The 21,826-nt window shown below is 59.2% G+C and carries 28 protein-coding genes; 17 read left to right on the forward strand and 11 right to left on the reverse strand.

Translation table 11 applies throughout. The features are described 5' to 3' along the window. The first annotated feature begins 30 nt into the window (after positions 1–30). The 3 genes from K8I84_RS01225 to K8I84_RS01235 all read left to right on the forward strand — a co-directional run bounded on the left by K8I84_RS01225 (position 31) and on the right by K8I84_RS01235 (position 1,654). Positions 31–435: a hypothetical protein gene (locus K8I84_RS01225; RefSeq protein WP_223792902.1), complete on the forward strand. Its 405-nt coding sequence runs from the start codon at positions 31–33 to the stop codon at positions 433–435. Between the two features lie 137 nt (positions 436–572). Further along, complete coding sequence (locus tag K8I84_RS01230) at positions 573–965, forward strand: DUF2784 domain-containing protein (protein ID WP_223792903.1); 393 nt, start codon at positions 573–575, stop codon at positions 963–965. Positions 966–982: 17 nt separating this feature from the next. Beyond that, positions 983–1,654, forward strand: coding sequence for an SDR family oxidoreductase (locus K8I84_RS01235; RefSeq protein ID WP_223792904.1), 672 nt, complete (start codon positions 983–985; stop codon positions 1,652–1,654). 45 nt (positions 1,655–1,699) lie between these two features. Here the strand turns inward: K8I84_RS01235 and K8I84_RS01240 are convergent, their stop codons facing one another. Then, positions 1,700–2,161, reverse strand: coding sequence for a universal stress protein (locus K8I84_RS01240; protein ID WP_223792905.1), 462 nt, complete (start codon positions 2,159–2,161; stop codon positions 1,700–1,702). Between the two features lie 138 nt (positions 2,162–2,299). Between K8I84_RS01240 and K8I84_RS01245 the strand changes: the two genes are divergently transcribed. Beyond that, a complete protein-coding gene (locus K8I84_RS01245) occupies positions 2,300–3,367 on the forward strand; it encodes a mechanosensitive ion channel family protein (RefSeq protein WP_223792906.1) in 1,068 nt (355 codons plus the stop codon). On the opposite strand, the gene K8I84_RS01250 is transcribed toward K8I84_RS01245, so the two are convergent. Further along, positions 3,364–4,236 carry a pirin family protein gene (locus K8I84_RS01250; protein WP_223792907.1) on the reverse strand — a complete coding sequence of 291 codons (873 nt, stop codon included), beginning with the start codon at positions 4,234–4,236 and terminating at the stop codon, positions 3,364–3,366. The two genes, K8I84_RS01245 and K8I84_RS01250, sit on opposite strands and share 4 nt — an antisense overlap. A 322-nt stretch (positions 4,237–4,558) precedes the next feature. Between K8I84_RS01250 and K8I84_RS01255 the strand changes: the two genes are divergently transcribed. Next, positions 4,559–5,413, forward strand: a complete 855-nt coding sequence (locus K8I84_RS01255; RefSeq protein WP_223792908.1) for a crotonase/enoyl-CoA hydratase family protein — start codon at positions 4,559–4,561, stop codon at positions 5,411–5,413. Positions 5,414–5,416: 3 nt separating this feature from the next. Continuing rightward, a complete protein-coding gene (locus tag K8I84_RS01260) occupies positions 5,417–6,016 on the forward strand; it encodes a CPBP family intramembrane glutamic endopeptidase (protein ID WP_223792909.1) in 600 nt (199 codons plus the stop codon). 19 nt (positions 6,017–6,035) lie between these two features. On the opposite strand, the gene K8I84_RS01265 is transcribed toward K8I84_RS01260, so the two are convergent. The 3 genes from K8I84_RS01265 to K8I84_RS01275 are packed head-to-tail and all read right to left on the reverse strand — an operon-like array spanning position 6,036 to position 7,853. Then, on the reverse strand, positions 6,036–6,389 hold the full coding sequence (locus tag K8I84_RS01265; RefSeq protein WP_223792910.1) for a gamma-glutamylcyclotransferase: 354 nt from the start codon (positions 6,387–6,389) through the stop codon (positions 6,036–6,038). A 4-nt stretch (positions 6,390–6,393) separates the two neighbouring features. After that, positions 6,394–6,966: an NnrU family protein gene (locus K8I84_RS01270; protein ID WP_223792911.1), complete on the reverse strand. Its 573-nt coding sequence runs from the start codon at positions 6,964–6,966 to the stop codon at positions 6,394–6,396. An 11-nt stretch (positions 6,967–6,977) separates the two neighbouring features. Further along, on the reverse strand, positions 6,978–7,853 hold the full coding sequence (locus K8I84_RS01275) for a LysR family transcriptional regulator ArgP (RefSeq protein ID WP_223792912.1): 876 nt from the start codon (positions 7,851–7,853) through the stop codon (positions 6,978–6,980). A gap of 86 nt (positions 7,854–7,939) precedes the next feature. On the opposite strand from K8I84_RS01275, the gene K8I84_RS01280 reads away from it, so the two are divergent. Then, positions 7,940–8,545: a LysE/ArgO family amino acid transporter gene (locus K8I84_RS01280; protein ID WP_223792913.1), complete on the forward strand. Its 606-nt coding sequence runs from the start codon at positions 7,940–7,942 to the stop codon at positions 8,543–8,545. 69 nt (positions 8,546–8,614) lie between these two features. On the opposite strand, the gene K8I84_RS01285 is transcribed toward K8I84_RS01280, so the two are convergent. Then, the gene (locus K8I84_RS01285) at positions 8,615–9,298 is read right to left on the reverse strand and encodes an SOS response-associated peptidase (protein ID WP_223792914.1); all 684 of its coding nucleotides are present in this window, start codon (positions 9,296–9,298) and stop codon (positions 8,615–8,617) included. A gap of 55 nt (positions 9,299–9,353) precedes the next feature. Between K8I84_RS01285 and arfB the strand changes: the two genes are divergently transcribed. Next, complete coding sequence (arfB, locus tag K8I84_RS01290; protein WP_223792915.1) at positions 9,354–9,767, forward strand: alternative ribosome rescue aminoacyl-tRNA hydrolase ArfB; 414 nt, start codon at positions 9,354–9,356, stop codon at positions 9,765–9,767. Here the strand turns inward: arfB and K8I84_RS01295 are convergent. Then, the gene (locus tag K8I84_RS01295) at positions 9,758–10,840 is read right to left on the reverse strand and encodes an alpha/beta hydrolase (RefSeq protein WP_223792916.1); all 1,083 of its coding nucleotides are present in this window, start codon (positions 10,838–10,840) and stop codon (positions 9,758–9,760) included. The two genes, arfB and K8I84_RS01295, sit on opposite strands and share 10 nt — an antisense overlap. A gap of 109 nt (positions 10,841–10,949) precedes the next feature. Here K8I84_RS01295 and K8I84_RS01300 point away from each other — a divergent pair, with 109 nt between their 5' ends. Next, positions 10,950–11,270: a DUF2007 domain-containing protein gene (locus K8I84_RS01300; protein WP_223792917.1), complete on the forward strand. Its 321-nt coding sequence runs from the start codon at positions 10,950–10,952 to the stop codon at positions 11,268–11,270. Positions 11,271–11,406: 136 nt separating this feature from the next. Then, positions 11,407–11,835: an organic hydroperoxide resistance protein gene (locus K8I84_RS01305; protein WP_223792918.1), complete on the forward strand. Its 429-nt coding sequence runs from the start codon at positions 11,407–11,409 to the stop codon at positions 11,833–11,835. Positions 11,836–12,002: 167 nt separating this feature from the next. On the opposite strand, the gene rluF is transcribed toward K8I84_RS01305, so the two are convergent. Beyond that, positions 12,003–12,923, reverse strand: a complete 921-nt coding sequence (gene rluF, locus K8I84_RS01310; RefSeq protein ID WP_223792919.1) for a 23S rRNA pseudouridine(2604) synthase RluF — start codon at positions 12,921–12,923, stop codon at positions 12,003–12,005. Positions 12,924–13,083: 160 nt separating this feature from the next. Here rluF and thpR point away from each other — a divergent pair, with 160 nt between their 5' ends. The 5 genes from thpR to K8I84_RS01335 all read left to right on the forward strand — a co-directional run bounded on the left by thpR (position 13,084) and on the right by K8I84_RS01335 (position 16,291). Next, complete coding sequence (thpR, locus tag K8I84_RS01315) at positions 13,084–13,620, forward strand: RNA 2',3'-cyclic phosphodiesterase (RefSeq protein ID WP_223792920.1); 537 nt, start codon at positions 13,084–13,086, stop codon at positions 13,618–13,620. A 97-nt stretch (positions 13,621–13,717) separates the two neighbouring features. Then, on the forward strand, positions 13,718–14,110 hold the full coding sequence (locus K8I84_RS01320) for a hypothetical protein (RefSeq protein ID WP_223792921.1): 393 nt from the start codon (positions 13,718–13,720) through the stop codon (positions 14,108–14,110). Between the two features lie 16 nt (positions 14,111–14,126). Beyond that, positions 14,127–14,732 carry an ATP-binding cassette domain-containing protein gene (locus K8I84_RS01325; RefSeq protein ID WP_223792922.1) on the forward strand — a complete coding sequence of 202 codons (606 nt, stop codon included), beginning with the start codon at positions 14,127–14,129 and terminating at the stop codon, positions 14,730–14,732. After that, entirely contained in the window at positions 14,719–15,525 is an 807-nt protein-coding gene (locus K8I84_RS01330) for an ABC transporter permease (protein WP_223792923.1), read from the forward strand. Before K8I84_RS01325 ends, K8I84_RS01330 begins: the two co-directional genes overlap by 14 nt. A gap of 115 nt (positions 15,526–15,640) precedes the next feature. Beyond that, the gene (locus K8I84_RS01335; RefSeq protein ID WP_223792924.1) at positions 15,641–16,291 is read left to right on the forward strand and encodes a class I SAM-dependent methyltransferase; all 651 of its coding nucleotides are present in this window, start codon (positions 15,641–15,643) and stop codon (positions 16,289–16,291) included. Here the strand turns inward: K8I84_RS01335 and K8I84_RS01340 are convergent. From K8I84_RS01340 to K8I84_RS01350, 3 genes are all read right to left on the reverse strand, one after another. Beyond that, the gene (locus tag K8I84_RS01340) at positions 16,278–17,279 is read right to left on the reverse strand and encodes a PA2778 family cysteine peptidase (RefSeq protein ID WP_223792925.1); all 1,002 of its coding nucleotides are present in this window, start codon (positions 17,277–17,279) and stop codon (positions 16,278–16,280) included. The genes K8I84_RS01335 and K8I84_RS01340 overlap by 14 nt on opposite strands. Beyond that, positions 17,280–17,681 (reverse strand): PA2779 family protein, encoded by a 402-nt coding sequence (locus K8I84_RS01345; RefSeq protein ID WP_223792926.1) that lies wholly within the window; start codon positions 17,679–17,681, stop codon positions 17,280–17,282. Positions 17,682–17,788: 107 nt separating this feature from the next. After that, positions 17,789–19,249: a phospholipase D family protein gene (locus tag K8I84_RS01350; RefSeq protein ID WP_223792927.1), complete on the reverse strand. Its 1,461-nt coding sequence runs from the start codon at positions 19,247–19,249 to the stop codon at positions 17,789–17,791. A 155-nt stretch (positions 19,250–19,404) separates the two neighbouring features. Between K8I84_RS01350 and K8I84_RS01355 the strand changes: the two genes are divergently transcribed. Further along, the gene (locus K8I84_RS01355) at positions 19,405–21,051 is read left to right on the forward strand and encodes a serine/threonine-protein kinase (RefSeq protein WP_223792928.1); all 1,647 of its coding nucleotides are present in this window, start codon (positions 19,405–19,407) and stop codon (positions 21,049–21,051) included. Further along, positions 21,051–21,803, forward strand: coding sequence for a PP2C family protein-serine/threonine phosphatase (locus K8I84_RS01360; RefSeq protein WP_223792929.1), 753 nt, complete (start codon positions 21,051–21,053; stop codon positions 21,801–21,803). The genes K8I84_RS01355 and K8I84_RS01360 overlap by 1 nt, the downstream gene beginning before the upstream one ends. Positions 21,804–21,826: the final 23 nt, after the last annotated feature.

Consider the following 21,826-nt stretch of genomic DNA (forward strand, 5'->3'; position numbering starts at 1 on the left):
GGGCGCATCAGTGAATCAAAGGGAGTTTGGATGGAGCCGTTAACCGGGAGCAGTCTCTGGGAACTGATCAAGCATCTCCGCCAGTGGCTGGCGAATCTCAACCGGGCCGGGGAGCAGCGCAAGCAGCAGTCGGTGGAGGCTGTGAGGTCCGTGATCGTGGCATCACGGAGTACCGCCTCCTACCTCCGCCAGGTACGCGAGACCGGCAAACCCTCCCACGACACCGAAGCCAAACTGTCGGAACAATGGACCCGCCTCGGGTTCGAACTGCGCGATCTTGGCCTGATCAAACTGGCCAAGCGGTGCGATATCTCTGGTCGCTACTGGGCCGATGCTTCGCAACTCGAACCGGACTTTATCGAGAAAGCCGACATCAGTCTGGAGCGCATGGAACAACTGGCCCGCTCCCTTGAGGCCGAGATTTCCCGCCGCTGACACACTTTGTTTCTTTAGCGCGCCGCGCCCACCCCTCATTCGACCCTGTGATGGCTCAACTACACTTCTGAATGCCGGGAAACTGGTTAATCCGGAATCAAAACGATCCTTATTGACCCGGCGCAGGTATGGCTGACATGGTGTCTGACAGGTTTTATCTGGTGCTGGCGGACGGACTGCTGGTGCTTCATGTGCTTTTTGTCGCGTTCGTGGTGTTGGGGCTCGTTGCGATTCTGGTGGGAGGTGCGCTGAACTGGCATTGGGTTCGGAACCGCTGGTTCCGGATCGGTCATCTGGTGGCCATTGCTATTGTCGTGCTGCAGTCATGGCTGGGGGTTATCTGCCCGCTGACCACCTGGGAAATGGCACTGCGTGACAGGGCAGGAACTGGCACCTACGAGGGTTCCTTTATCCAGCACTGGCTGCATGCCATTCTTTACTACAACGCGCCGGAATGGGTGTTTATGCTGGCCTATACGTTGTTCGGGACCCTGGTGCTGGCCAGCTGGTTTCTGGTCCGGCCACGGTAAGAGTTAGGGAGGTAGTTATGTCTGATAAGAAAACAGTCGTTATTACGGGCGCCAATCGAGGCATTGGTCTGGAACTGGCCCGTCGGTATGCAGGCGAGGGCTGCAGGGTGATCGGCGTGTGTCGTTCGTCGTCGGATGAGTTGTCGGAAGTGGCTGAGCAGGTAATTGATGGCGTGGATGTCACTACCGATGCGGGCATCGAAAAACTGACGTCGGCGCTCGGGGATGAGCAGATTGATTTGCTGATCAATAACGCGGGCCTGTTGCAGGATGATCAGCTGGGGTCGATCGATTTCGACTCCATTCGAACCCAGATGGAAATCAACGCCTACGCGCCGTTGCGAGTGGTCGAGGCACTGGTGTCCCGGATTCCTTCTGGCGGCAAGATCGCCAACATCACCAGCCGCATGGGCTCCATTGCCGATAATGACTCGGGTGGTCGCTACGGTTATCGGGCGTCCAAGGCGGCCCTGAATGCGTTCGGAAAGTCCCTGGCGGTAGACCTGCAACCGAAGGGCATTGCGGTGGCGCAGCTGCACCCGGGCTATGTGAAGACTCGTATGGTCAACTTCGGCGGGCTGATTACGCCGGCGGAGTCGGCTCTTGGGCTGGTGGAGCGGATCAATCAGCTGAACCCGGAGAACTCCGGCTCGTTCTGGCACAGCAACGGGGAGGAGCTGCCCTGGTAAGCCGATACCAGGGCTTTCGTCACTGAACGCTGATGTCTCGGTCTGTTAGCGAACGACAAACACCGAGATGTCAGTGTGTTTGATCAGGTTGGCGGCGTTCGAGTGCAGCACATGCAGACGATCGCCGGGGCCCGGTGGGTGGGAGGCCATCACCACCAGGTCGACGCCGGTTTCCTCGACCGCCTGATGCAGTTTCTTGTCCAGCTCCACTGCGGTGTCCGGTGTTGTGACCACCCTGCTGCTGGCATGAATGCCGTGAGCCTTGCCCTGTTCTTCGGCGAACTCTGCCATTTTTTTCGTCAGTTCCTCGGGATTGTGCGCTGCGGCCGAGGGCGTGGTATTGGTGATGGCGAGATAGCAGATCGCCGCATTGTAGTGCTTGGCGATATCGATGGCCGTGTTCAGAGCTTTGGATAGTTTATCCAGGTGTTCCAGATCCACTGGTACCAGAATCTTGCTGTACATGGTCTCCCCCGCGTAATCCCGGTTGGGTTTAAATTTACTCACCGTTTGTTCTAAGCATGGCAGTGGATTGTGAACTCTGCCAAAAATTAAGGGGTTGACCGTAATCAACCCACGGCAAGAATGCCCACAAGTTTTCCTTGCTGCTATCTTCAAGACAAAGCAGGCAAACGGATACCGAGTATGGTGGATTACTTTCAGGCGGGCGCGACCGCATGGCTCTACCCCGCACTGACAGCGCTGTTTTCAGTCATTATCACGTATGCGGCCTTTCATCTCGCACTGGCGATCGTTCACAAGCTTACCCATCGAAAAACCGTTCCCAGGCTGTTTCTGGATGCGTCGTCCCGGGCTCTCAGCGTGGTCGTGTGCCTGCTGGTGCTCAATCTGGTTCTGGGCGCGTCCCCACCCGAACTCATCTGGTTGTCGGAGATTCAGCATCTCTCGACGCTCTTGCTGATTCTTGCCGTTACCTGGGCGCTGGTGCGTTGTACGTCTGCCATTGGTGACGTCATCGTCATGCTCAATCCTGTTCTCGAAGGGGAATGGAAACGGGCCAGAAAGGTGGAAACCCAGACTCGCTTTCTGGTGCGTGCGCTTAACATCCTGATTGTCATTATCGGGATGGGGGCGGCCCTGATGACGTTCGAGCCGGTGCGGCATGTGGGCGGCAGCCTGCTGGCATCGGCCGGTGTCGGTGGCATCATCCTGGGCTTTGCGGCCCGGCCGGTACTGGGCAACTTGCTGGCGGGCATGCAGATCGCCCTGACGCAACCCTTCCGCATTGACGATGTGCTGTATGTGCAAGGGGAGTGGTGCTGGGTTGAGGAAGTCACGGCGACCTATGTGGTGCTGCGGGTGTGGGACCTGCGACGACTGGTCGTTCCGCTCCAGTGGTTTATCGAAAACCCGTTCCAGAACTGGTCCCGAAATTCCGCCGAGTTGCTGGGCACGGTGTTTATCCGGGTGGACTACCACATGCCCGTAGCAGCGCTGCGGGAGGAGTTCGGTCGATTACTGCGGCAGGCGCCAGAGTGGGATGGCAGGGTAGAAACGGTGCAGGTGACGGATTCGGATGAACGGACCATGGAGGTGCGCTTTTTGATGAGTGCGCCAAACTCCAACCAGGCTTGGGATCTGCGCTGCGCCATCCGGGAGGGGATGGTCACCTTCGTTCAGGAGCACTATCCGGAGTACCTGCCGAGGCTTCGCGCCCGGTTGGTGGACGAAGAAGTACCCGGCGAAGTCTAACGCCGCCAGGGCGAGGGCGGGCCTTCGGTGCGCTCGCCCGGCCACGCCGGAATCTCGCCAAAGCGCGCACTGTGGTTCGCCCAGTCGGTTTCTGCCTCGACGATTTCCTCCCTTTCGTAACCCACGTAATTCCACCACATCACAACGTCCCTGCGCAGGGGCAGGCCGCCAATCAGCAGCAGACGGGTGCTCGGCTCGCAATGGATAGTGAGTTGCTTAAAGTCATCCCCCAGGTACGCCAGCTCGTCGGTATCAAAGCGCTCCTCGCCAATGATGCAGGCACCGGTAAGCGGCAGGATGCCGTATTCGAAGCCGGGCTCCAGAGTCAGCAAAATGTCTTGCGGCTGCGTGCATTCGATATCCAGACCAATCAGGGGCGAATATTGAAGGGTATCGGCCCGTCGGCTGCCGTATTCGCCCGTCAGAAGTGTCCAGCTGGCGCCCTGATCCTGCCAGCAAGGCAGGGTATCGTAATGGTCAAAGCTCGGTAGGATGTTGCGGTCGGCTTCGGGCAGGGCAATCCAGAGTTGCGCAGCGTGCAGCGTGCGGTCGCCGAAGATGGTTTCTTCCGTGTGGCTGACGCCGTGCCCGGCGGTCATCAGGTTGACCTCCCCGGGGCGGATGGGCTGGGTGGTGCCTAGGCTGTCCCGGTGCAGCAGTTCGCCGTCAATCATCCAGGTGAAGGTTTGCAGGCCGATGTGGGGATGGGGTGCCACACGCAGACCGGTGTCCGCCTCGCCGAAGGTCACTGGTCCAATGTGGTCGAGAAAACACCAGGCGCCGATTTGACGGCGGCCTGCGGTAGGAAGGCTGCGGGCGACAGGAATGCCGCCCACTTCTCCGGTTCTTGCTTTTATGCGCTGTGCCATGGCTGGGGAACTCCCGAATGTATCCCTAGCATGGTTCGCACCCGGTTAATCGGCAAGTCGTGCCAGGGCCCGGTTCGCCGAAAGGCGTCCGGCCCCTGACAACAGCAGGGCCACCGAGTTGGCCAGCATGGGCAGCGCGGGCCCGCCACCCGTGCTCTGGCAGAGGACATCCCGACGGAGTGTGTGGGCACACCGCGCTGATCCAACGGCAAAAATTGCCTCGCCCGGGTTGTTACCACCCTATCGGCTGGGACATTATGCGGTATTGCCCAAAGGCCGGGTTGTCCTGGCGCGAACCCCAACATCGACAAGGAGTTCTGTTTTGTCTGAACTTGCTTCTTACGAAAGCTTCAACGTTGAAGTGAAAGACTACATTGCCCACGTTCAGTTCAGCCGCCCGGAAAAACTGAACACCATGAACAAGGCATTCTGGAACGAATTGCCCCGGTGCATGCGAGATATTGAAGTCAATACCAACGCCCGGGTGATCGTCATTTCCAGCACAGGCAAGCATTTCTCCGCCGGCATGGATCTGGGCGTATTCAGTGACACCAAGTCCATCCCCATGACTGGTGACCCCGGCCGCATGGCCGAGAACCTGCGCCGCGTAGTGTTGCAGATTCAGGACACGGTGACTTCCCTGGAGAAGGTCCGACTGCCGGTGCTGGCGGCCATTCACGGCGGATGTATCGGCGGTGCGCTGGACCTGGTGTGTGCGGCTGATAGCCGTTACTGCACCGAGGATGCCTTCTTTACCATCAAGGAAACCGAGCTGGGGATGACGGCAGATGTGGGTACACTGCAGCGTTTGCCGAAATTGATGCCCGAAGGCGTAGTGCGTGAGCTGGCCTACACCGGTCGCAAATTCTCCGCACAGGAAGCCCGGAACCTTGGCTTTGTGAATGCGGTTTATCCTTCACCGGAAGCTTTGCTCGATGCAGTGATGGGCATTGCCAGCCAGATTGCCGCGAATTCGCCACTGGCGGTAACTGGCTGCAAGGACATGATCAATTTCACCCGGGATCATTCGGTGGAAGACAGCCTGCGCTACATGGCCACCTGGCAGGCCGGTATGTTCCGCCCGGGCGACATGATGAAAACCTTCCAGGCCAAGGCCCAGAAGCAGCAGCCGGAGTACGAAGACCTGTTTCCGGTGAAAGGGCTGTTCGAGTCCTGATCGTTGGCCGGAAACACGCGTCGCGGAATATCACCCGGGGCCGCCCTGCTGTTTCAGGGCGGTATCGGCGTGGCGGGACTGCTGGCAATCCTGCTCCTGGATATCCCGATCCAGAATGACGGCCTGTCCTGGCAGGCCAGTACCTTGTTGGGATGTCTGGGGGCGCTCGGGACCTATCTGGTCCTGATACTTCTGACCCGAATTCCGAGCCTGTTCCCGGATGACCTTGAACAGCAAATGCGCAACCTGCGCGACTTTGCGCTGGGGCTCGGGGTGCCGGTACTCATCGGTTTGTCTGTGCTGGCGGGGGTAGGTGAGGAACTCCTGTTTCGTGGTGCGATTCAGGGCGGGCTGGTTGGGCTGATTGGTTTTTATCCCGCCATTGTCCTGGCGTCGCTGCTGTTCGGGCTGGCCCACTACATTTCCTTTACCTATTTCCTGGTGGCCACCGGTCTGGGGCTTCTGCTGGGAGCCGTCTATGCCGTGTCTGGCAGCCTCTCGCTGGTGATGGTGTGGCACGCGGTGTACGACATGATCGCGCTGTTCTGCCTGCTGCGCTTTCCCCACTGGTTTGGCCTGGAGCCGAAACACTTTTCCCGCTAACCTGCCTGCCCGTGCAGGATTACCAGATGCCCGAGGCGATGATCTGATGGGGTTCCACCTTGCCGTTGTAGATGTAGGTCCACGCAAGGCCATGCCGGGTGGGAAGTTTCTGACGAAGATAAAGGCTGGATTCCGGGGCTTCCGGTACGAAGGCCTCAAGGATGTCCAGTTGGCGCAGGGTGTGTTCGTTGATCGAAAAGACTTCGACCAGGACACCCGCGGAGGGGTGGAGGAGCGCTCCGGGGAAGGCGCCGAGGTCAAAAAGCGTCAGCGCCCGTAGCGTGTCCTCCCCGATAAAAGCCGAGTCCTCAAGCAGATGACTGTTAAAAAAGCCCCGCTTGAGGGTTCCGTAAACCGCGACCAGATGTTCCATAGGTTTAGCCGACCGGTGCAACGCCAATCAGCCACTGGTGCGCCCAGAGCACGGTAACCACATACAGTGCCAGGCCGACAACGACCGCAATGATGTCGTTCTTGTTGCTGGCGGTCGCTTTGGTCACAGTCCGTTGGGTGCGGCGCTTCATGGAAATGCGATCGACCACCGCCCAGGCCAGGAAGGAGCCGAACAGCAACACGTCATGGAGCATCCCGTTGGCCAGCAGGTGCGCCAAAGCCCACAGTTTGACTGCCACCAGCATCGGATGTTTCACCGCTGCCTTGATGCGACCGGGCAGGTAGGTGGCTACCAGCAGCGGAAAGACCGGAACCAGCAGCAGCATCGACAGGTGCCTGAGCCCGGTAGGCGGCGTGTAGAGCAGGGTCGGTTCCATGCGGGCTGCGCTGTAACCCATGACGATCAGGACCAGGCCTGCGAGGGACAGCAGGGAAAAGATGCCCTTGAAGGCGTTTTCGCCCAGCTTGGCGCACCAGCGATCCCGCTGGGGTTCGTTGATGATCGACAGCGAGTGGACCCCGAAAAACAGGATCAGACCGGCGATGAGTGTCAGCATTCCTTGGCTCCTTATCGGTTAAGGCTGTGGGTGTTGGTCAGTGTCCGGGTAAGGCGGTCCATCACGCCGCCACTGTGGCGCCAGAAGTGCCAGTACAGGTCTACCCGAAGGCTCTGGTCCGGTGCAATGCTTACCAGTGTACCTGCTTCAAGTTCCTGTTGCGCCTGTATTTCCGGAATCATGCCATAACCCATGCCGGCCAGTGCCAGTTTCACAAAGCCTTCGGAAGACGGGCACAAGTGATGGGGAGCGCTTCCCTGAAAACCGCACTGAGCGAGGAACCGGTTCTGCAGTTGATCGTTGGGGCCGAAGACAATCATCGGGGCGTTTGCCAGTGCCTCTGGACTGAAACCATCCGGGAAGTGGCGCTGGATGAAATCCGGTGTGGCCAGTGGCCGGTAGGTCATGCTGCCAAGATAGACGCTTCGGGCGCCGGCTACCGGCTGCTGCGCGCTGCACAGGCAGGCCGCCACGTCGCCTTCCCGCATCCTGCGCAGGCCCACGTCCTGATCTTCAATAACCAGGTCGAGCAGCAAATCTTCCTGACAGCAAAAGTCACCAATGGCGTCCGCCCACCAGGTCGCAAGGCTGTCCGCGTTCAGGGCAATGCGCAGCCGCGTCGAGGGCTCCGAGATTGCAGGCAGGGATGTCGCCAGATCCCGTTCCAGCAACTGAACCTGCTGGACATGGTTCAGCAACCTCTGGCCGGCCGGAGTTGCCTTCAGGGCAGGGCTTCTCACCAGTACCGGTTGCCCCAGCCGGACTTCCAGGGTTTTGATGCGTTGGGAAACCGCCGACTGGCTGATCCCCAGCACCGCTCCGGCCCGCTCGAAGCCCTCGCATTCGACCACCGTTGCCAGGGCTTCCAGCAGTTTGTAGTCAATCATAAGTAAATCTTATATAGCGTAATGATTATGAATTTTAAGTATATCTGAAGGGCGGTATTCTTGCCCCTCACATTGGGAGGTAGGTTGTGCTCGAAAGTTATCTGACAGGTTTGCTGGTATGCGGCGGCATCATCGTGGCCATTGGCGCCCAGAATGCGTATATCCTTGGCCAGGCAATCCGCCGGGAGCATCACTGGTGGTCAGCAGGCCTGTGTATGGTGTCCGACATTGCCTTGTTTTCACTGGGGATGTTTGGCGTGAGTGCAGCGCTGATGGCCATGCCCGACGCCCTGGAAATCATGCGCTGGCTGGGCGTTGCATTCCTGGCCTGGCTGGCTATCCAGGCTCTGGTTCGTGCCAGTCGCGGGAGGGCGGCACTGGAATCCGGTGAAATCACCCGGAGAAGCCTGAAAGGGGTGCTGTTCACCACCCTGGCGGTCACCCTGCTCAACCCGCAGGTTTATCTCGACACCTTGCTGCTGATCCCGGCTATCGGCGCGCAGCAGGAGAACCCGGCCACCTTCGTTGCCGGTGCCAGCAGTGCTTCCATTCTGTGGTTCGGTGCCCTGGCCTGGGGTGGCTCGGCACTGGCTCCCGTTCTCTCCCGCCCCATGGCCTGGCGTGTCATTGACGGTGTAATCGGGGTGATGATGGCAGTCATCGCGATTCAGCTGGCGGTAAGCGGATTGTAGTTCGCTGACCGACGAGCGAATCGAGGAGATTCGAAAAGCAACGGCGGGGGGCGAGAAGTACCTGCCGAATCAGGATGCCTGTTCGCCGCGGGGTTTGATCAGGTCGTCGGAGTCGTGCCTGGGGCTATTAACCGCGTCGGACACCCGGTACTCCCGCAGTTGCTCCATGGGCAGCCGATGGGTGGTGGCGCGGATCGCGCCCCGTGAGGTTGTTGATGAATCGAGCCAGCCAGTCAGGCAGTCCGGATCCAGCACCACGGGCTGGCGGTCGTGAATGTGTTTGAGGGTGTCGCAGGCGGGTTCGGTGATGATGGCGCAGGTGGAGGTCTCATCGCCTTCCCGTGGCGTCCAGATTCCGGCAAAGAAGATGGCCGGGGTCTGGTCGGGATCCACCGGCGTGACGTAGTGGGGTTCTTTACCGTGTCCGGTTTGCAGCCACTCGTACCACCCGTTGGCGGGAATGAGGCAGCGGTGATGGGCAAAGGCTTCCTGAAAATAACGGGACGTCGCCACCGTTTCGGCCCGGGCGTTGATCGGTGCGGGCGCTTTGTCGGTGGCCCAGGCCGGGCGAAAGCCCCAGAGGGATTTCACCAGAATCGGCTGGCCATTCATGCTCATCCGGATCATGGGAATGGCAGTGCCAGGCGGTATGTTGTAGCTGGCCTCGACGTGGGTGTCGATGTCCAATCCATCCGGAAAAAAACGGGCGATCAGGGTTTCCGGTGGTGTGTAGAAGGTGAATCGTCCGCACATAGGGTTCTTCCTTGATTTCAGGGCGTTGCAGGTCAGGTTCTGGTACCCTTGCCGGATGCTGAAACTATCCAACAATGTCGCTATTCAGGACTGGGAATTGCAGTTTACCCAGATCCGAGCCCAGGGCGCCGGCGGCCAGAACGTCAATAAAGTTGCCTCCGCCGTGCATCTGCGATTCGATGTGCTGCACTCCACGCTGCCTCCGTTTTACAAAGAGCGTCTGATGGCACTGAGCGATCAGCGCATCAGCAAGGAAGGCGTCATCATCATTAAAGCGCAAACCTTCCGTACCCTGGAGAAAAACCGGGACGATGCCCTGCGGCGCCTTAAGGCGTTGATTCTTGAGGCGGTCAAAATCGAGAAGGCGCGTCGCCCCACCAAACCCTCCAAATCCGCCAGGCGCAAACGCGTTGACGAGAAAACCCGCAAGGGCAAAACCAAGGCCCTACGCGGCAAGGTTCAACTCTGAGCCAGGCGCACTTCTTGTACCGGCTGTCCGGATTCGACCTCTTGCAGGAAGGCCTGAATATCCTCGAAGGCCTCCTCGGCTTCGGGCAGGTTCGGGACAAAGATATGCCAGACATGCACCATGCCAGACCAGGTATGCAGGGTAACCGGTGAGCCCTCGGACTGTGCCTTGGCGGCGTAGCGTCGGGCATTGTCCAGCAGCATTTCCGAATCGCTGGCATGAATCAGAATGGGGGGCAGGTCGTGCAGGTCGCCCCTGAGGGGCGATGCAATCGGGCTCAGGGGGGATACCCGGAACGCGGCCAGCGTTACCCACCAGATCACGGGTAACGGTACTTTCGAGAGCCCGCCGAACGCCGGCCCCAGCAGCGGGTCAGTTTGGATGTTGGCCCGGTTGCTGGGAGCGGTGAGCGTCAGATCGGTGGATGGGCAAATCGCAATGGCTGCATCTGCCTGCCGGAGACCCTTATGCTTGATCCAGCCCAGCAGGCCCAAGGTATGGCTGCCCCCCGCCGAGTCGCCGGCAATGATCAGGCAGGACACGGGCTCCTCGCCATCTGGGCCATGCTCCAGAATCCATCGATAGGCTTTCCGGCAATCCCGCACTCCGTCCATGTATCGGTGTTCCGGCATCAGGCGGTAATCGACCGCAAAGACCGCCGCATTGGCGATACGGGAAAAACGGTCGGTAATGGCCCGGTGGCTCTTCGGGCTGCCAGCCGCCCAGGCACCGCCATGGATGTAAAGAACGCGCCGGCGCGTATCCACGCCGGGGGCTATGACCCACTCACCTCGGGGGTGGGTGACCGGGCGGAACTCCGATTCCAAGGACAGGCCTTCGCTGAGGGTATCCATGTGCTGGCGCAGGGCATACAGCCTTGCCTTGCCCCGAAGTCCGCGGGAGCTTTGCCCAAGCTCACGGATGCGACCAATCACATACCGGTGTTCCTCGCTGGGCGGGCCGCCGCGAAACGGCTGGTGCTGAATGTCCAGGTGAGACAGGTCCTCGACCCGGAACAGAAAGTAGGTGGCAGCGACCAGGATCACTAGCAGTACAAGAAAGAACCAGAGCATGGGCGGTCCTCATCGGGTTGGCCCCGTGAAGTCGGGCGAACTATGCTCAATAGCATAGTCGCTGGAGCACGTGGTTTGTGCCTCTAAAGATCACAGAAGGAGCCTCCGCATGCAAATAGCCTATCGGGCCCGGGATATTACCGAAGCGCACATTGTGGCCGGCTTTCTGGGTGCACACGGGGTTGAGGCTTATGTAGGCGGCCACTATCTTCAGGGGGCCATGGGCGAGATTGGCGCAGCAGGATTCACGAACGTTCATGTGGAGGACGAGGACTTGTTCCATGCCCGGGAACTGGTGCGGGAGTATGAATCCGGCGAGCCAAAGGCCGTGGTCTCGAAGGGAAGGGGGGAGAGCCGGGCAGACTTTTTTGCCCAATGGTTCCTGTTTGCGCTGGCGGTTCTGGCGTTGGTGATACTGAACTCGAACTGACACCTGTCTCCTTCTCTATTGGGGTTATTGTGAAACTAAATTGCGCACAATTTAATTGGCAGCTATATTTATCCGGTGACAGTGAAGACCCGGTCGGACGACCGGCCTTGATTATTTATGTGAAAAGGAGAGCGTAATGTCGATTGAACAGGTTTTGTATCGTGCTCATGCCGAGGCCACAGGTGGCCGTGATGGGCGTGCCATTTCATCTGACGGTGTGCTTGATGTAGAGCTGACGACCCCAAAGGAACTGGGAGGAGCGGGCGGTAAGGGTACGAATCCGGAGCAACTGTTTGCCGCAGGCTATTCGGCGTGCTTCATTGGCGCCATGAAGTTTGTTGCCGGCCGTGACGGCATCAAGCTGCCCGAAGATCTGTCCGTTGAGGGTGCCGTTGGCATTGGCCAGATTCCCGCCGGCTTTGGTATCGAAGTGGATTTGAAAATCAGCCTGCCGGGTATGGACGATGCCGAAGCCCGGAAGGTCATCGACGAGGCCCATAAGGTGTGCCCTTACTCCAACGCCACTCGAGGCAATATCGACGTGACTTTGACTCGCGTCGACTAACGCTCGTTTGCGCGGGTGGCTACCGGGCTTTCCGGTGGTCGCTTGCGCCATCCCTCGCCACTATTTCCATGATCTGCGGCGACCGCAGACTCAATCCTGACTTTCGGAAACCTTTCTGATCGAGTTGTCCTGGCCAACTCCGGGGCGCACTCTTGGCTGTGAACCGGTCAGCGCTTGGTAGAACGCTGGCGCTGTTTTTTGGGTTTGGAGCGTGAGGGTGGTTTATTGCCAGCTTTGCCCTGGGGCTTTCCGGCGGGCTTTGCTCCGGTCTTTCCACCCGGTTTTCTGGCACCGCCGGGTTTGCCGGGTGGGGAACCTGCGGGTTTGGGTTTGCGGGTTTGTTTTCGGGTGCCCGGAGGGGCCTCGGAAGAAGAGTCTTTAATGGATTCAAGCAGTGTCGACAGTTCTTTTGCAGTAAGGTCCCGCCACTGGCCAATCGGCAAATTGGCGAGGTTTACATTCATGATGCGGGTTCGCTCCAGTTTGGTGACCTGGTAGTCGAAGTATTCGCACATCCGGCGTATCTGGCGGTTTAAACCCTGAACCAGAGTAATCCGGAAAACATAACGTGATTCCTGCTGAACCTTACACTTCTTGGTGACGGTGCCCAGGATCGGCACGCCCCCTGCCATCCCCTGGACGAATTCCCGGGTCACGGATTTGTCCACGGTCACCACATATTCCTTCTCATGGTTGTTGCCGGCCCGCAGGATCTTGTTGACCAGGTCGCCTTTGCTGGTCATGAAAATCAGACCCTGGGAGTCTTTGTCGAGACGGCCAATGGGGAAAATGCGTGCGCTGTGGCCAACGAACCGCTGAATGTTGTGTTTCTCCGCGTCGTCCGTGGTGCTTACGATGCCCACCGGTTTATTGACCGCAATAAACACCAGATCCTCTTCACCCCGAGGCTCGATCACCTGACCATTCACCGTCACTGTGTCGGTTGCCCGAACCTGGTCGCCCACGGTCGCACGTTTCCCATTGATGAATACGTTGCCTTGTTCGATGTAGCGATCGGCCTCGCGTCGCGAGCAGAGACCGCTTTCGCTGATATATTTATTCAGGCGTGTGGAGGTGTCGTTGGTCATGAGTGGTCCGGCCGGTGACTTTGAGCCGCTATGATAGCAGGGGGGCTTTGGGCTTACAGCCGCCATCCTGCTGCTTTATTTCGGACGCTTCGATTGGCCTGGTATAAAGCTTTAGGATGCCCGGCGGCCTGCGGGAAACGAATGACGCATAGGGATACCGATGCCACGACTGTTCTTCTCCATCGAAATACCGGGTTGGGTCAAACAGCGCCTGCTACAAGTCAGGGCACCCGTGGCCGGCGCCCGCTGGCAGAGCCCGGCACAATTGCATCTGACCTTCCTCTTTCTGGGGCAGGTGGCGGAGGACCGGGTATCCGAACTATGTGCCGCCGCGCGGTGCTTGCCCCTGTCGGCATTTGATGTGTCGGTGTCTGGTATCGGTTGTTTCGGGCAACCTGCGTCACCCCGTAACCTGTGGGCGGGAGTCCGCCCGAAAGAGCCAATGATGGATCTGCAAAACGCGTTGAAAGATAACCTTGGCCCGCTCGGATTTGAGTTCGAGAAACGTGCTTTTCGACCCCATATCACCCTGGCTCGATTCAAAAAACAGCGTGGATCGGTGGAAACGCTCCTGGCGGAATTCCAGGACGCTGACTTTGGTATTTTTCCGGTGACGGAATTTGTGTTGTATCAAAGCACGCAAGGTGCGGGTGGCTCTGTGTATACGGTGGTGGAGCGATTCGCTCTGGAAGCTTAGGCCCGATTTTGCCATTCTGTGCCGCAGAGGTGCCGGTAACTGCCGGTTAAACGGAGAAAATTCGGGTGAGTACAATCTCCTCAGGACACAGGATGCTATGGAAAAAACACGAACAACACTGGTAGCCATCACAGGCGTGGTCCTGTTCTTCCTGGCCAATTATTTGTGCCGGTATCTTCTCGGGTTTTCCGGCGTGCTGGCGTCCGTCGTCATTGCCGTGCTTATTGCAGCATACATGGGCTTTTCGGTGGCGAGGATGTTGGAGCGAGAACTCACCGCCGCCGAGCGATCCAGGATTCTGTGGATCTATGGTGGTTTTCTCGCGGCACTGTTTGCCGCGTTCGGGGCCTGGGTGTCGTCGGATACGGGCCTGGATACGCTGGGTGTCGCGACCCTCTTGTCCCATTACTTGCCGTATCCCGCGTTCGCCCATGTGTTTTTGTCGGATCGTATAATCCGGCTGTTTCTCGGCCAGGACGACCTGTCCTGAAATTCAGGGGAACCTCTTGACCACACTCACGCTGGAACAGGTCTCGGTCGGCGCGCTCGAGGGCGTTGATCTTGAGTTGAAGGGAGGCGAGATCGTTTGCCTGTCCGGCCCTTCCGGCAGTGGCAAAAGTCGCCTGCTCCGAGCCATTGCTGACCTGGATCCCCACGAGGGTGCCGTGCAACTGGACGATACCCCGCAAGGTTCCGTGCCGGGGCACCTCTGGCGCCAGCAGGTTATGATGGTTCCGGTCGACAGCCAATGGTGGTCCGAGCGGGTTGGGGAACACTTCCAGCCTTCGCCAGTGGGGGTGCCGGATGCTCTGGGTTTCCCCGCGGATGTAATGGCGTGGCCGGTAAGCCGGTTATCCTCCGGTGAGCAACAGCGCCTGGCGTTGTTTCGTGCCCTAGTCCGTCAACCGAAGGTGCTGCTACTGGACGAGCCCACAGCCAACCTGGATGAAGCCCTGATCGAGCAGGTGGAGGCCTGGCTGAAGGCCGAGATCCGGCGGCAAAATCTGGTGGTGCTCTGGGTGGCTCACGACTCTGCGCAGATTCAGCGGGTAGCCGATCGTCATTATCGCCTTGCTGGCAGCCAGTTGGAGGCCGTCCATGGAAATCATTGATCTGGCCTGGTGGAAACTGGCACTGGTAGCCGTCCTGGTGCTGGCGCTGGCAGGCGTCAGTCTTATGACCCGGCTGGGCATCGCGAAAAGTCTGCTGATTGCAGCTACCCGGACGGTGATTCAGCTGGCGCTCATTGGCCTGGTTCTGGAGGCCTTGTTCGCCTCATCGGAATTTTACTGGATTGCCCTGCTGGCACTGGTGATGTTGCTGGTGGCGGGCCGGGAGGTCATGGCTCGCCAGCAGCGTCGGCTGAAGGGCTTCTGGTCTTTCGGGATTGGCACCGGTGCCATGTTCGTCTCTTCATTTACCGTTACCGTACTGACCCTCACGGTTGTCATAGGGCCGGAGCCCTGGTACGCGCCCCAGTATGCGATCCCCCTGCTGGGTATGATGCTGGGCAACACCATGACCGGCGTGGCCCTGAGCCTGGACCGGCTCAACGAATCCGTCTGGAGTCAGCGCGCGGTGATTGAGAACCGTCTGATGCTGGGTGAAACCTGGCGCGAAGCGCTGGAGGACATCCGTCGTCACGCCATGCGCAGTGGCATGATGCCCGCGATCAACGCCATGGCGGCCGCCGGCATCGTCAGCCTGCCGGGCATGATGACCGGTCAGATTCTGGCGGGAAGCCCACCGGCGGTGGCGGTGAAATACCAGATACTGGTGATGCTGACCATCACGGTCGGTACCGGTTTCGGCACCCTGATGGCCGTATCCTGGGGCGGGCGCCGGTTGTTCGATGAGCGTGAGCGCCTCAGGCTGGATCGTCTTGTCAGCACCGGCGGTCGCTAACTTATGCAACCGATGATTCATCTCACCCGACGTGAGGGTGGAGCATATTGCCATCCGGTGGTGGCTGATCGATACAACTGGACATGGCTATGAAGTGTTTGAGGAACCGTCGGAAATGGTGAGTCGTTGTCCGGTGTGCCTGCAGGCAGAGCTCACCGCTTTCCAGACTATCAAGCAATACTCCTATCTGCGTTGCCCCACTTGTGAGGCTACGGTGATGGCGGAGGGGTGCCGTCTTTCGGCTGATGAGGAACGGGGTATCTATGACTGCCACGAGAATGATCTGGCAGACCCGGGCTATCGGCGTTTCCTGAGCAAGCTCCTCGAGCCGCTGCTGGCCGAGTTGGAGCAGGGCATGTGTGGCCTCGATTTCGGCTGTGGCCCGGGTCCGGCGCTGGCGGACATGCTGAGCGAGGCCGGTATGTCGATGTCACTGTACGATCCGTTTTTCTATCCGGACACCGGCGCTCTGTTGAGCACCTACGATTTCATTACCTGCACCGAGGTGGTGGAGCATCTACATGAGCCGGCCGAGGTCTTCCGGCAACTGGATAGGCTAATGAAGCCTGGCGGCTGGCTGGGTGTGATGACCTGCTTTCAGACAGACGACGACCGGTTTGCCAACTGGCACTATCGCCGTGATCCGACCCACGTTGTCTTTTACCGGGAGAAAACACTCGGGATGATTGCCGAACAGCTTGGCTGGCGTATCCGTATTCCAAGAAAGGATGTGGTGCTCTTCCAGAAGCCATTTACTGGTCAGTGATCGAAGTCTGAGGGCAGGCGGGAATCGAACAATATTCCGGGGCTATCTCGTCGGGTGGTTCTACTTCGGCCGGCGCTGAAAAACGCAGGGGGGCCAGCCGGGAGGCGCAAAGCTGGGCCTCGGTGGCCTGCTGGCGACACCCCAGCTCTCCCAAAGTGTGACCAAGGTTGTTCCAGCCCTCGGCTATGTCGGGAAAGCGGGTGACCATGCGGCTGAAGTGACGAACTGCCTGCTTCCGGTTACCCATGTCGTAAGCGAGATTTCCCTGGCCAAACACCGCCGCTGGTTGATTCGGCCATTGCTGCTCGGCCGTCTGGTAGGCGGTCATGGCCGCGAGGGTTTGCCCGGTGCTTTCCAGGTCGTACCCGGCGTCGAGGAATTTCAGAGGTTCGGCCGTTGCCGGCACCTGATCGGGGGGCAGCATGACGACGGCCCAGTTATCGGCGCGGCCCCAGGTATTGATAAAGGCACGAATGGGAGCTTCGTAGTGTTTCCGGGTGTCGGTGTTCAGAATCAGCGTGCGTTCTTCGGAATCAAATCCCACGGCAACGGCAAAGTGCCATTGTGGCCACCAGCCAAAACGCAGGTTCTGCATCACAAGCACCGGGTTGCCCGCCGCCAGTTCCTTCAGCAGGCTGTCCAGGGTGCCATCGAGTTGGTAGACCAGAAAATTGTGGGCCCGGCCTGCGGCGATCAGTTCAACCTGGAGGGTGCCTTCCCGACCGGGGATATAAACCAGTTCCCGAAGCACATCCGGGTTCGTTGTCAGCCCCTGGCTGTTCAGGGTCATGGCCAGCGAGGCCGGCCCACACTGAAAACGCTCCTGAGGATAAAACGGCACATCCTCCAGCAGGACACGCTGGGGCAGGGAGGGGGAGTCGGGGCCCGATTGAGGCCAGTGGTCCGTGGACGCGCAGGCACTCAGCATCATCGCCAGCAGTGCGCCGGCGATGTGCTTGAACGAGCTTCTGGTTGCTTGTACCTGCACTTACCGGATGCAGTTGATAAAGCTGAATATGTTGGTGGCGCAGAGCATGTCGGTGACAATAAACACCAGCAGGAACAGCACGATAATGCCGACCACATCCTGACCCGCTGGCGCCTCGGCCAGCTGCTGCTCAAAATCGGCCAGCTCGGTTGGGGTCAGATTCTGGATGCGGTCCCGGACCTGATCCTCACTCACGCCAAGCTCCAGAAGCTTGTTCTGAACCTCCTCGGTGTCGAGCATGTCCATCAGTTGCTGGCGATCCAGTTCCTGCTGTTGGCCATGAATCATTTCGCCGGTGCCCACCATGGCTGCGGTGGCGGCGGAGGACCATACCGTCCCCATTGCCAGTACCAGTGCCATAAAAAATGAAATGTGTCTGAGGTGTTTTCTGATGCCTGACATCGGGAGTTTCCTTTTATTAACTATTTGACGGTAAACAATAAAGCACAGCTTGTTGGTGGTTCAACATACAAAGTTGTCATGGTCTTCGATTCTGCCCGGGCGACGGCTCAAAAGGTGGATAATCCGCTGGCCTCCATCAGGCGATAACGCCAGTACTTGATGGAGGATTCGTCCGCCCATGCTTCGTAGGGCAGGCTGAGCGTGGGATCCTCCGCCGGACCTGCCTGCCACTGGCTGTCGAAAAAGCTGGTTGCTTTCCCGGCCAGAGGTGACTCGCGTGCTACAGACAGCCAGACATCCGCTTCCAGATTAAGATCATCCAGATTGCGTCGGGTGAAATTTGCCGACCCCAGAAGGATCTCGGTATCGCCGTTCGCTGGGTGCAGCATAAGTAGCTTGCTGTGACACTGCTCGCCCCGGGTATTGCACCAGCGAACCGGGATGCCTGCCCGGTGCAGCTCCACGGCTACCTGTCGGTTTGGGATTCCGCTTTTCTGGTGGCCGAACGCCTCATTGTTGGGGTCCAGCAGTATTCTGAGGCCGACGCCCCGTTCGTGCGCGGCCAAAAGACTCTGCACGATGGCCCGGTGGGACAGGTAGAACATGGCCATATCAACACCGTCATCTTTGCCGGCACGATCGATCATGTCCAGTGCTTTGTCTCGAATGGCCGACTCGGTCAGCAGGCGAAGGGTGCCACTGTGCGGTTTCTGGCCCTCTGGCATTTCCTGTGCCCGGCTTTCCTGAGCCAGCTTGATCCATGGCCCAAGAATTGAATCATCCGCGCCGGACATGGCCATGACGGCCTGCTCGCTCCGCAGCACATCCGCGACGGCCGTACCGCCAAAGCTCAGGCCAAGATTGCTGTGCCGGCTGCTTCCGTCATGTGGGTTGGCGGAGGTGACCAGTGCCTGCAAGCGCCCATCGTGATCGGCTACCAGCAGTTTGCGGTGATTGGCTTTGAAATTTGGCAAGGCCAGATAGCTGCGCAGGGTAACCGGGTGTTCCCCCAGGGCATTGTCCAGCCATCCATCCTGTGCGTTGTTGCCGAACCATTGGCAGCACACTCGCCAGAGTGCGGACCAGGTGGGGTTGCTGTCCCGGAGTGGACGGAGGTCGGTTTCCACCACCGTTATGCCTGCCTCGCGAAGCTGCTTGAAGAACGATGATGTGGTGCCGCCGTACATGGTGTTCAGAGGATCGGAGATGACTATGATCTCCATGTCGGGCTGTGATTGCTTGCGCGCTATGAGGGTGTCTGTCAGCTGCTGCGCGAGCGGGCGGTGGGGAACGCCTTCGGGCCGGGTGCTGTTGTAGAGAAACATGTCCAGCAGAACGAACTGCTCGGCCCCGGCAATCAGGCGGAACACCTCATCAAAGATTTCATGTTGCCGGGTTTCCGAGCCATCCTTGTGATGCATCGTGGTGTCTGTGTGTAGCCTTGCATTCACCAGCGGCGCGGGCTCACCCTCGTAACGGATGCCAGGGGGCAGGGGTTTGCAGGAATGGTAGATTCCTGTGGCCAGCAGCAACAGGCCGGTCAGTGTCAGCAGTAACTTCAGTGTCATCCCTGTTTGTCCATCCTGTGGTGTTTACAGCAGGGCAGCGTGTGCGCTGCCTCCCAGCTCAACAAACCCTTACAAAAAGCAATCGATCACCTGTATCAATCGCGGCTTCGGTGTTTCTAAACTAACAAGATCAAAGATTTAGAACAAAGTTGCCTGTGAAATCCATAGCTTTTTTATTAACACACCTGTTCAGTCTCAGGTTGCTGATCCTGCTAGCAGCCGTCGTGGCCGTGCTGTTTGGTGAGCATCTTGCCTTTCTGGGCTGGGTGGATCGCGTTGTGCTCGGGCTGACTGCGTCCGGTGATTCCCGGCTGGCGGCTTTGCCAGTGCCGGTGGATGCCGTGCCCGTTCTGCTGGCCAGCCGGGGCTGGTCGGAGCCCCTGTGGTCCGATCTGGCGGTGCATTCTGGTCTGCTCCTGATGGCCGGTTACCTGATGCTGGCGGTTCCCCGTATGGGTGCCGCAGTGGCGTTGCCGGTTACCCTGCTGATGGGTGGTTCTCTGGTGGTTGCGCAGGCAGCGTTGGCGGTCAGCCGGAACGAGTGGCTGCCCCTGGGCGAAGTGGTTCTGCTGCTGGCTGCAGGGTTTCTGGTGATGCTGTTCTGGCTTCAGCCCCGCAGGGAGATCCGGGCACTGACGGAGAATGCCCGGACCGCCCGGTTGCGCCTTGCACGCATACTCCTGCAGCAGGGCAACACCGATGAGTCTCTGGAAGCCATTGATGCCTGCCCGGCCTGTGACGAGGCGCTGGATGTTCGCCACGAGATAGCCATCCAGCAAGAGCGCAAGCGCCAGTACGACAAGGCGATACGCACCTACCGCAGCATCCTTGAGCGCAAGAAAAACTTCCGGGATACCGCAGAGCGTCTGGCGGCGCTGCAAAACATGGCGGCTAATGCACCCTCTGTGCAGGCCGGCGCTATGGATGCGACCCGAACTCTGCTGATGCCCCAGCAGTCGGTCAGCCGGCCCGCGCTGGGCCGTTATGAAATCGAGCGGGAAATCGGTCGTGGGGCCATGGGCGTGGTGTATCTGGGAACCGATCCCAAGATTGCTCGTACGGTAGCGATCAAAACCCTCAGTTACGACGCCTTTGATGACGGCCAGTTGCAGGAGCTGAAAGCCCGGTTTTTCCGCGAAGCCGAGGCCGCAGGCCGGCTCAGTCATCCCGATATTGTCACCGTCTACGACGTGGGAGAAGAATCCGACCTGGCGTACATTGCCATGGATTATGCCCAGGGGCGGCCCTTGAGCGAGTTCGCCAAACCGGGAAAATTGCTGCCGTTGCCGACCGTGCTGGACATCGTGGTTCGTGTTGCCGAGGCACTGGCCTACGCCCATAGCCAGAAGATCGTGCACCGGGACATCAAGCCCGGAAACATTATCTACAATCCGGATACCGGTGGTATCAAGATCACCGATTTCGGTATTGCCAAGATCTCCGATGACTCCCGCACCCGCACTGGCAGCGTGATGGGTAGCCCGCTTTACATGTCCCCGGAACAGCTGAAGGGACAGAAAGTGACCGGGGCGTCGGACATCTACAGTCTGGGCGTCACCCTCTACAAGCTGGTCAGCGGCGAGACACCCTATCAGGGCGATACCCTGGCCAATCTCACTTATCAGATCCTCAACAAGCGCCCGCGCAGTGTCCGCGAGTTCAACCAGGACTTGCCTGGTGGCCTCGTGCGCCTGATCAACAAAGCCATACAGCGGGAGCCGGACAAGCGCTTTTCCTCCGCCACCAATATGGCTGAGTCCATCCGCAGGCTAGCCACCAAAGAAGCCATGGAGTTGTCCTGATGAAGCTGGAAGTTGCTGGCATCAGTCATACGGGGGCCGTTCGGGATTCCAACCAGGACGTGGTCGCCTGGCAGGTGACCGATGATGGTGGTTCGGCGCTGCTGGTGGTTGCTGATGGTATGGGCGGTTATCAGGGCGGAGAAATCGCCAGCCGGCTGGCCGCCGATTCGGTGATGGAAGTGATGGTGCCGGTGCTGTTCCTGGACGCAGCCGACAAAGGTGAGATCGATCCGAACGACTGCCTGGAAACGGCGTTTGACCTGGCCAATGACCGAATTCTGGAACGGCGCAAGACCGATGAGCGTCTGGAGAAAATGGGCACCACTCTGGTTGTCGCCTGGGTGGAGGGTAACACGGCGCACATTACCCATGCCGGGGACTCCCGTTGTTACCTGATCCGTGACGGCCAGCCGACCTGCCTGACCCGGGATGACACCGTGGTTCAGAACATGCTGGAAGACGGCAGCATCAACGAGGCCGACGTGGCCAATGTCCCCTTTCGCAATGTACTGACCCGGGCGGTGGGGGCCATGAACCCACTGGAACTGACGTTCTGCAGCCAGCCGGTGCGCCCCGGGGATTGCTTGCTTCTGTGTTCGGATGGGCTGACCCATTCCGTGCCCGAGGCCGAGTGGAGCAGGATTTTGAAGGAATCTGAAAGCAGGGAGAGCGCAGTGAACGCATTGATCGAAGCCGCTTTGGAGCGTCAGGCCTCGGACAATGTGTCGGTTGTTTTACTGACTCTGAAGTAACCCTTTCAACACATAGGAGCCTG

Source organism: Marinobacter sp. F4216 (assembly GCF_019931195.1).
GTDB classification, from domain to species: domain Bacteria; phylum Pseudomonadota; class Gammaproteobacteria; order Pseudomonadales; family Oleiphilaceae; genus Marinobacter; species Marinobacter suaedae.

Excerpts from the sequence above, each read along its gene's own strand:
- K8I84_RS01225 (WP_223792902.1), top strand. The coding sequence starts at position 31 with ATGGAGCCGTTAACCGGGAGCAGTCTCTGGGAACTGATCAAGCATCTC.
- K8I84_RS01230 (WP_223792903.1), top strand. The coding sequence starts at position 573 with ATGGTGTCTGACAGGTTTTATCTGGTGCTGGCGGACGGACTGCTGGTG.
- K8I84_RS01235 (WP_223792904.1), top strand. The coding sequence starts at position 983 with ATGTCTGATAAGAAAACAGTCGTTATTACGGGCGCCAATCGAGGCATT.
- K8I84_RS01245 (WP_223792906.1), top strand. The coding sequence starts at position 2,300 with ATGGTGGATTACTTTCAGGCGGGCGCGACCGCATGGCTCTACCCCGCA.
- K8I84_RS01250 (WP_223792907.1), bottom strand. The coding sequence starts at position 4,236 with ATGGCACAGCGCATAAAAGCAAGAACCGGAGAAGTGGGCGGCATTCCT.
- K8I84_RS01265 (WP_223792910.1), bottom strand. The coding sequence starts at position 6,389 with ATGGAACATCTGGTCGCGGTTTACGGAACCCTCAAGCGGGGCTTTTTT.
- K8I84_RS01270 (WP_223792911.1), bottom strand. The coding sequence starts at position 6,966 with ATGCTGACACTCATCGCCGGTCTGATCCTGTTTTTCGGGGTCCACTCG.
- K8I84_RS01275 (WP_223792912.1), bottom strand. The coding sequence starts at position 7,853 with ATGATTGACTACAAACTGCTGGAAGCCCTGGCAACGGTGGTCGAATGC.
- K8I84_RS01285 (WP_223792914.1), bottom strand. The coding sequence starts at position 9,298 with ATGTGCGGACGATTCACCTTCTACACACCACCGGAAACCCTGATCGCC.
- arfB (WP_223792915.1), top strand. The coding sequence starts at position 9,354 with ATGCTGAAACTATCCAACAATGTCGCTATTCAGGACTGGGAATTGCAG.
- K8I84_RS01295 (WP_223792916.1), bottom strand. The coding sequence starts at position 10,840 with ATGCTCTGGTTCTTTCTTGTACTGCTAGTGATCCTGGTCGCTGCCACC.
- K8I84_RS01300 (WP_223792917.1), top strand. The coding sequence starts at position 10,950 with ATGCAAATAGCCTATCGGGCCCGGGATATTACCGAAGCGCACATTGTG.
- K8I84_RS01305 (WP_223792918.1), top strand. The coding sequence starts at position 11,407 with ATGTCGATTGAACAGGTTTTGTATCGTGCTCATGCCGAGGCCACAGGT.
- rluF (WP_223792919.1), bottom strand. The coding sequence starts at position 12,923 with ATGACCAACGACACCTCCACACGCCTGAATAAATATATCAGCGAAAGC.
- thpR (WP_223792920.1), top strand. The coding sequence starts at position 13,084 with ATGCCACGACTGTTCTTCTCCATCGAAATACCGGGTTGGGTCAAACAG.
- K8I84_RS01320 (WP_223792921.1), top strand. The coding sequence starts at position 13,718 with ATGGAAAAAACACGAACAACACTGGTAGCCATCACAGGCGTGGTCCTG.
- K8I84_RS01330 (WP_223792923.1), top strand. The coding sequence starts at position 14,719 with ATGGAAATCATTGATCTGGCCTGGTGGAAACTGGCACTGGTAGCCGTC.
- K8I84_RS01335 (WP_223792924.1), top strand. The coding sequence starts at position 15,641 with ATGGTGAGTCGTTGTCCGGTGTGCCTGCAGGCAGAGCTCACCGCTTTC.
- K8I84_RS01345 (WP_223792926.1), bottom strand. The coding sequence starts at position 17,681 with ATGTCAGGCATCAGAAAACACCTCAGACACATTTCATTTTTTATGGCA.
- K8I84_RS01350 (WP_223792927.1), bottom strand. The coding sequence starts at position 19,249 with ATGACACTGAAGTTACTGCTGACACTGACCGGCCTGTTGCTGCTGGCC.
- K8I84_RS01360 (WP_223792929.1), top strand. The coding sequence starts at position 21,051 with ATGAAGCTGGAAGTTGCTGGCATCAGTCATACGGGGGCCGTTCGGGAT.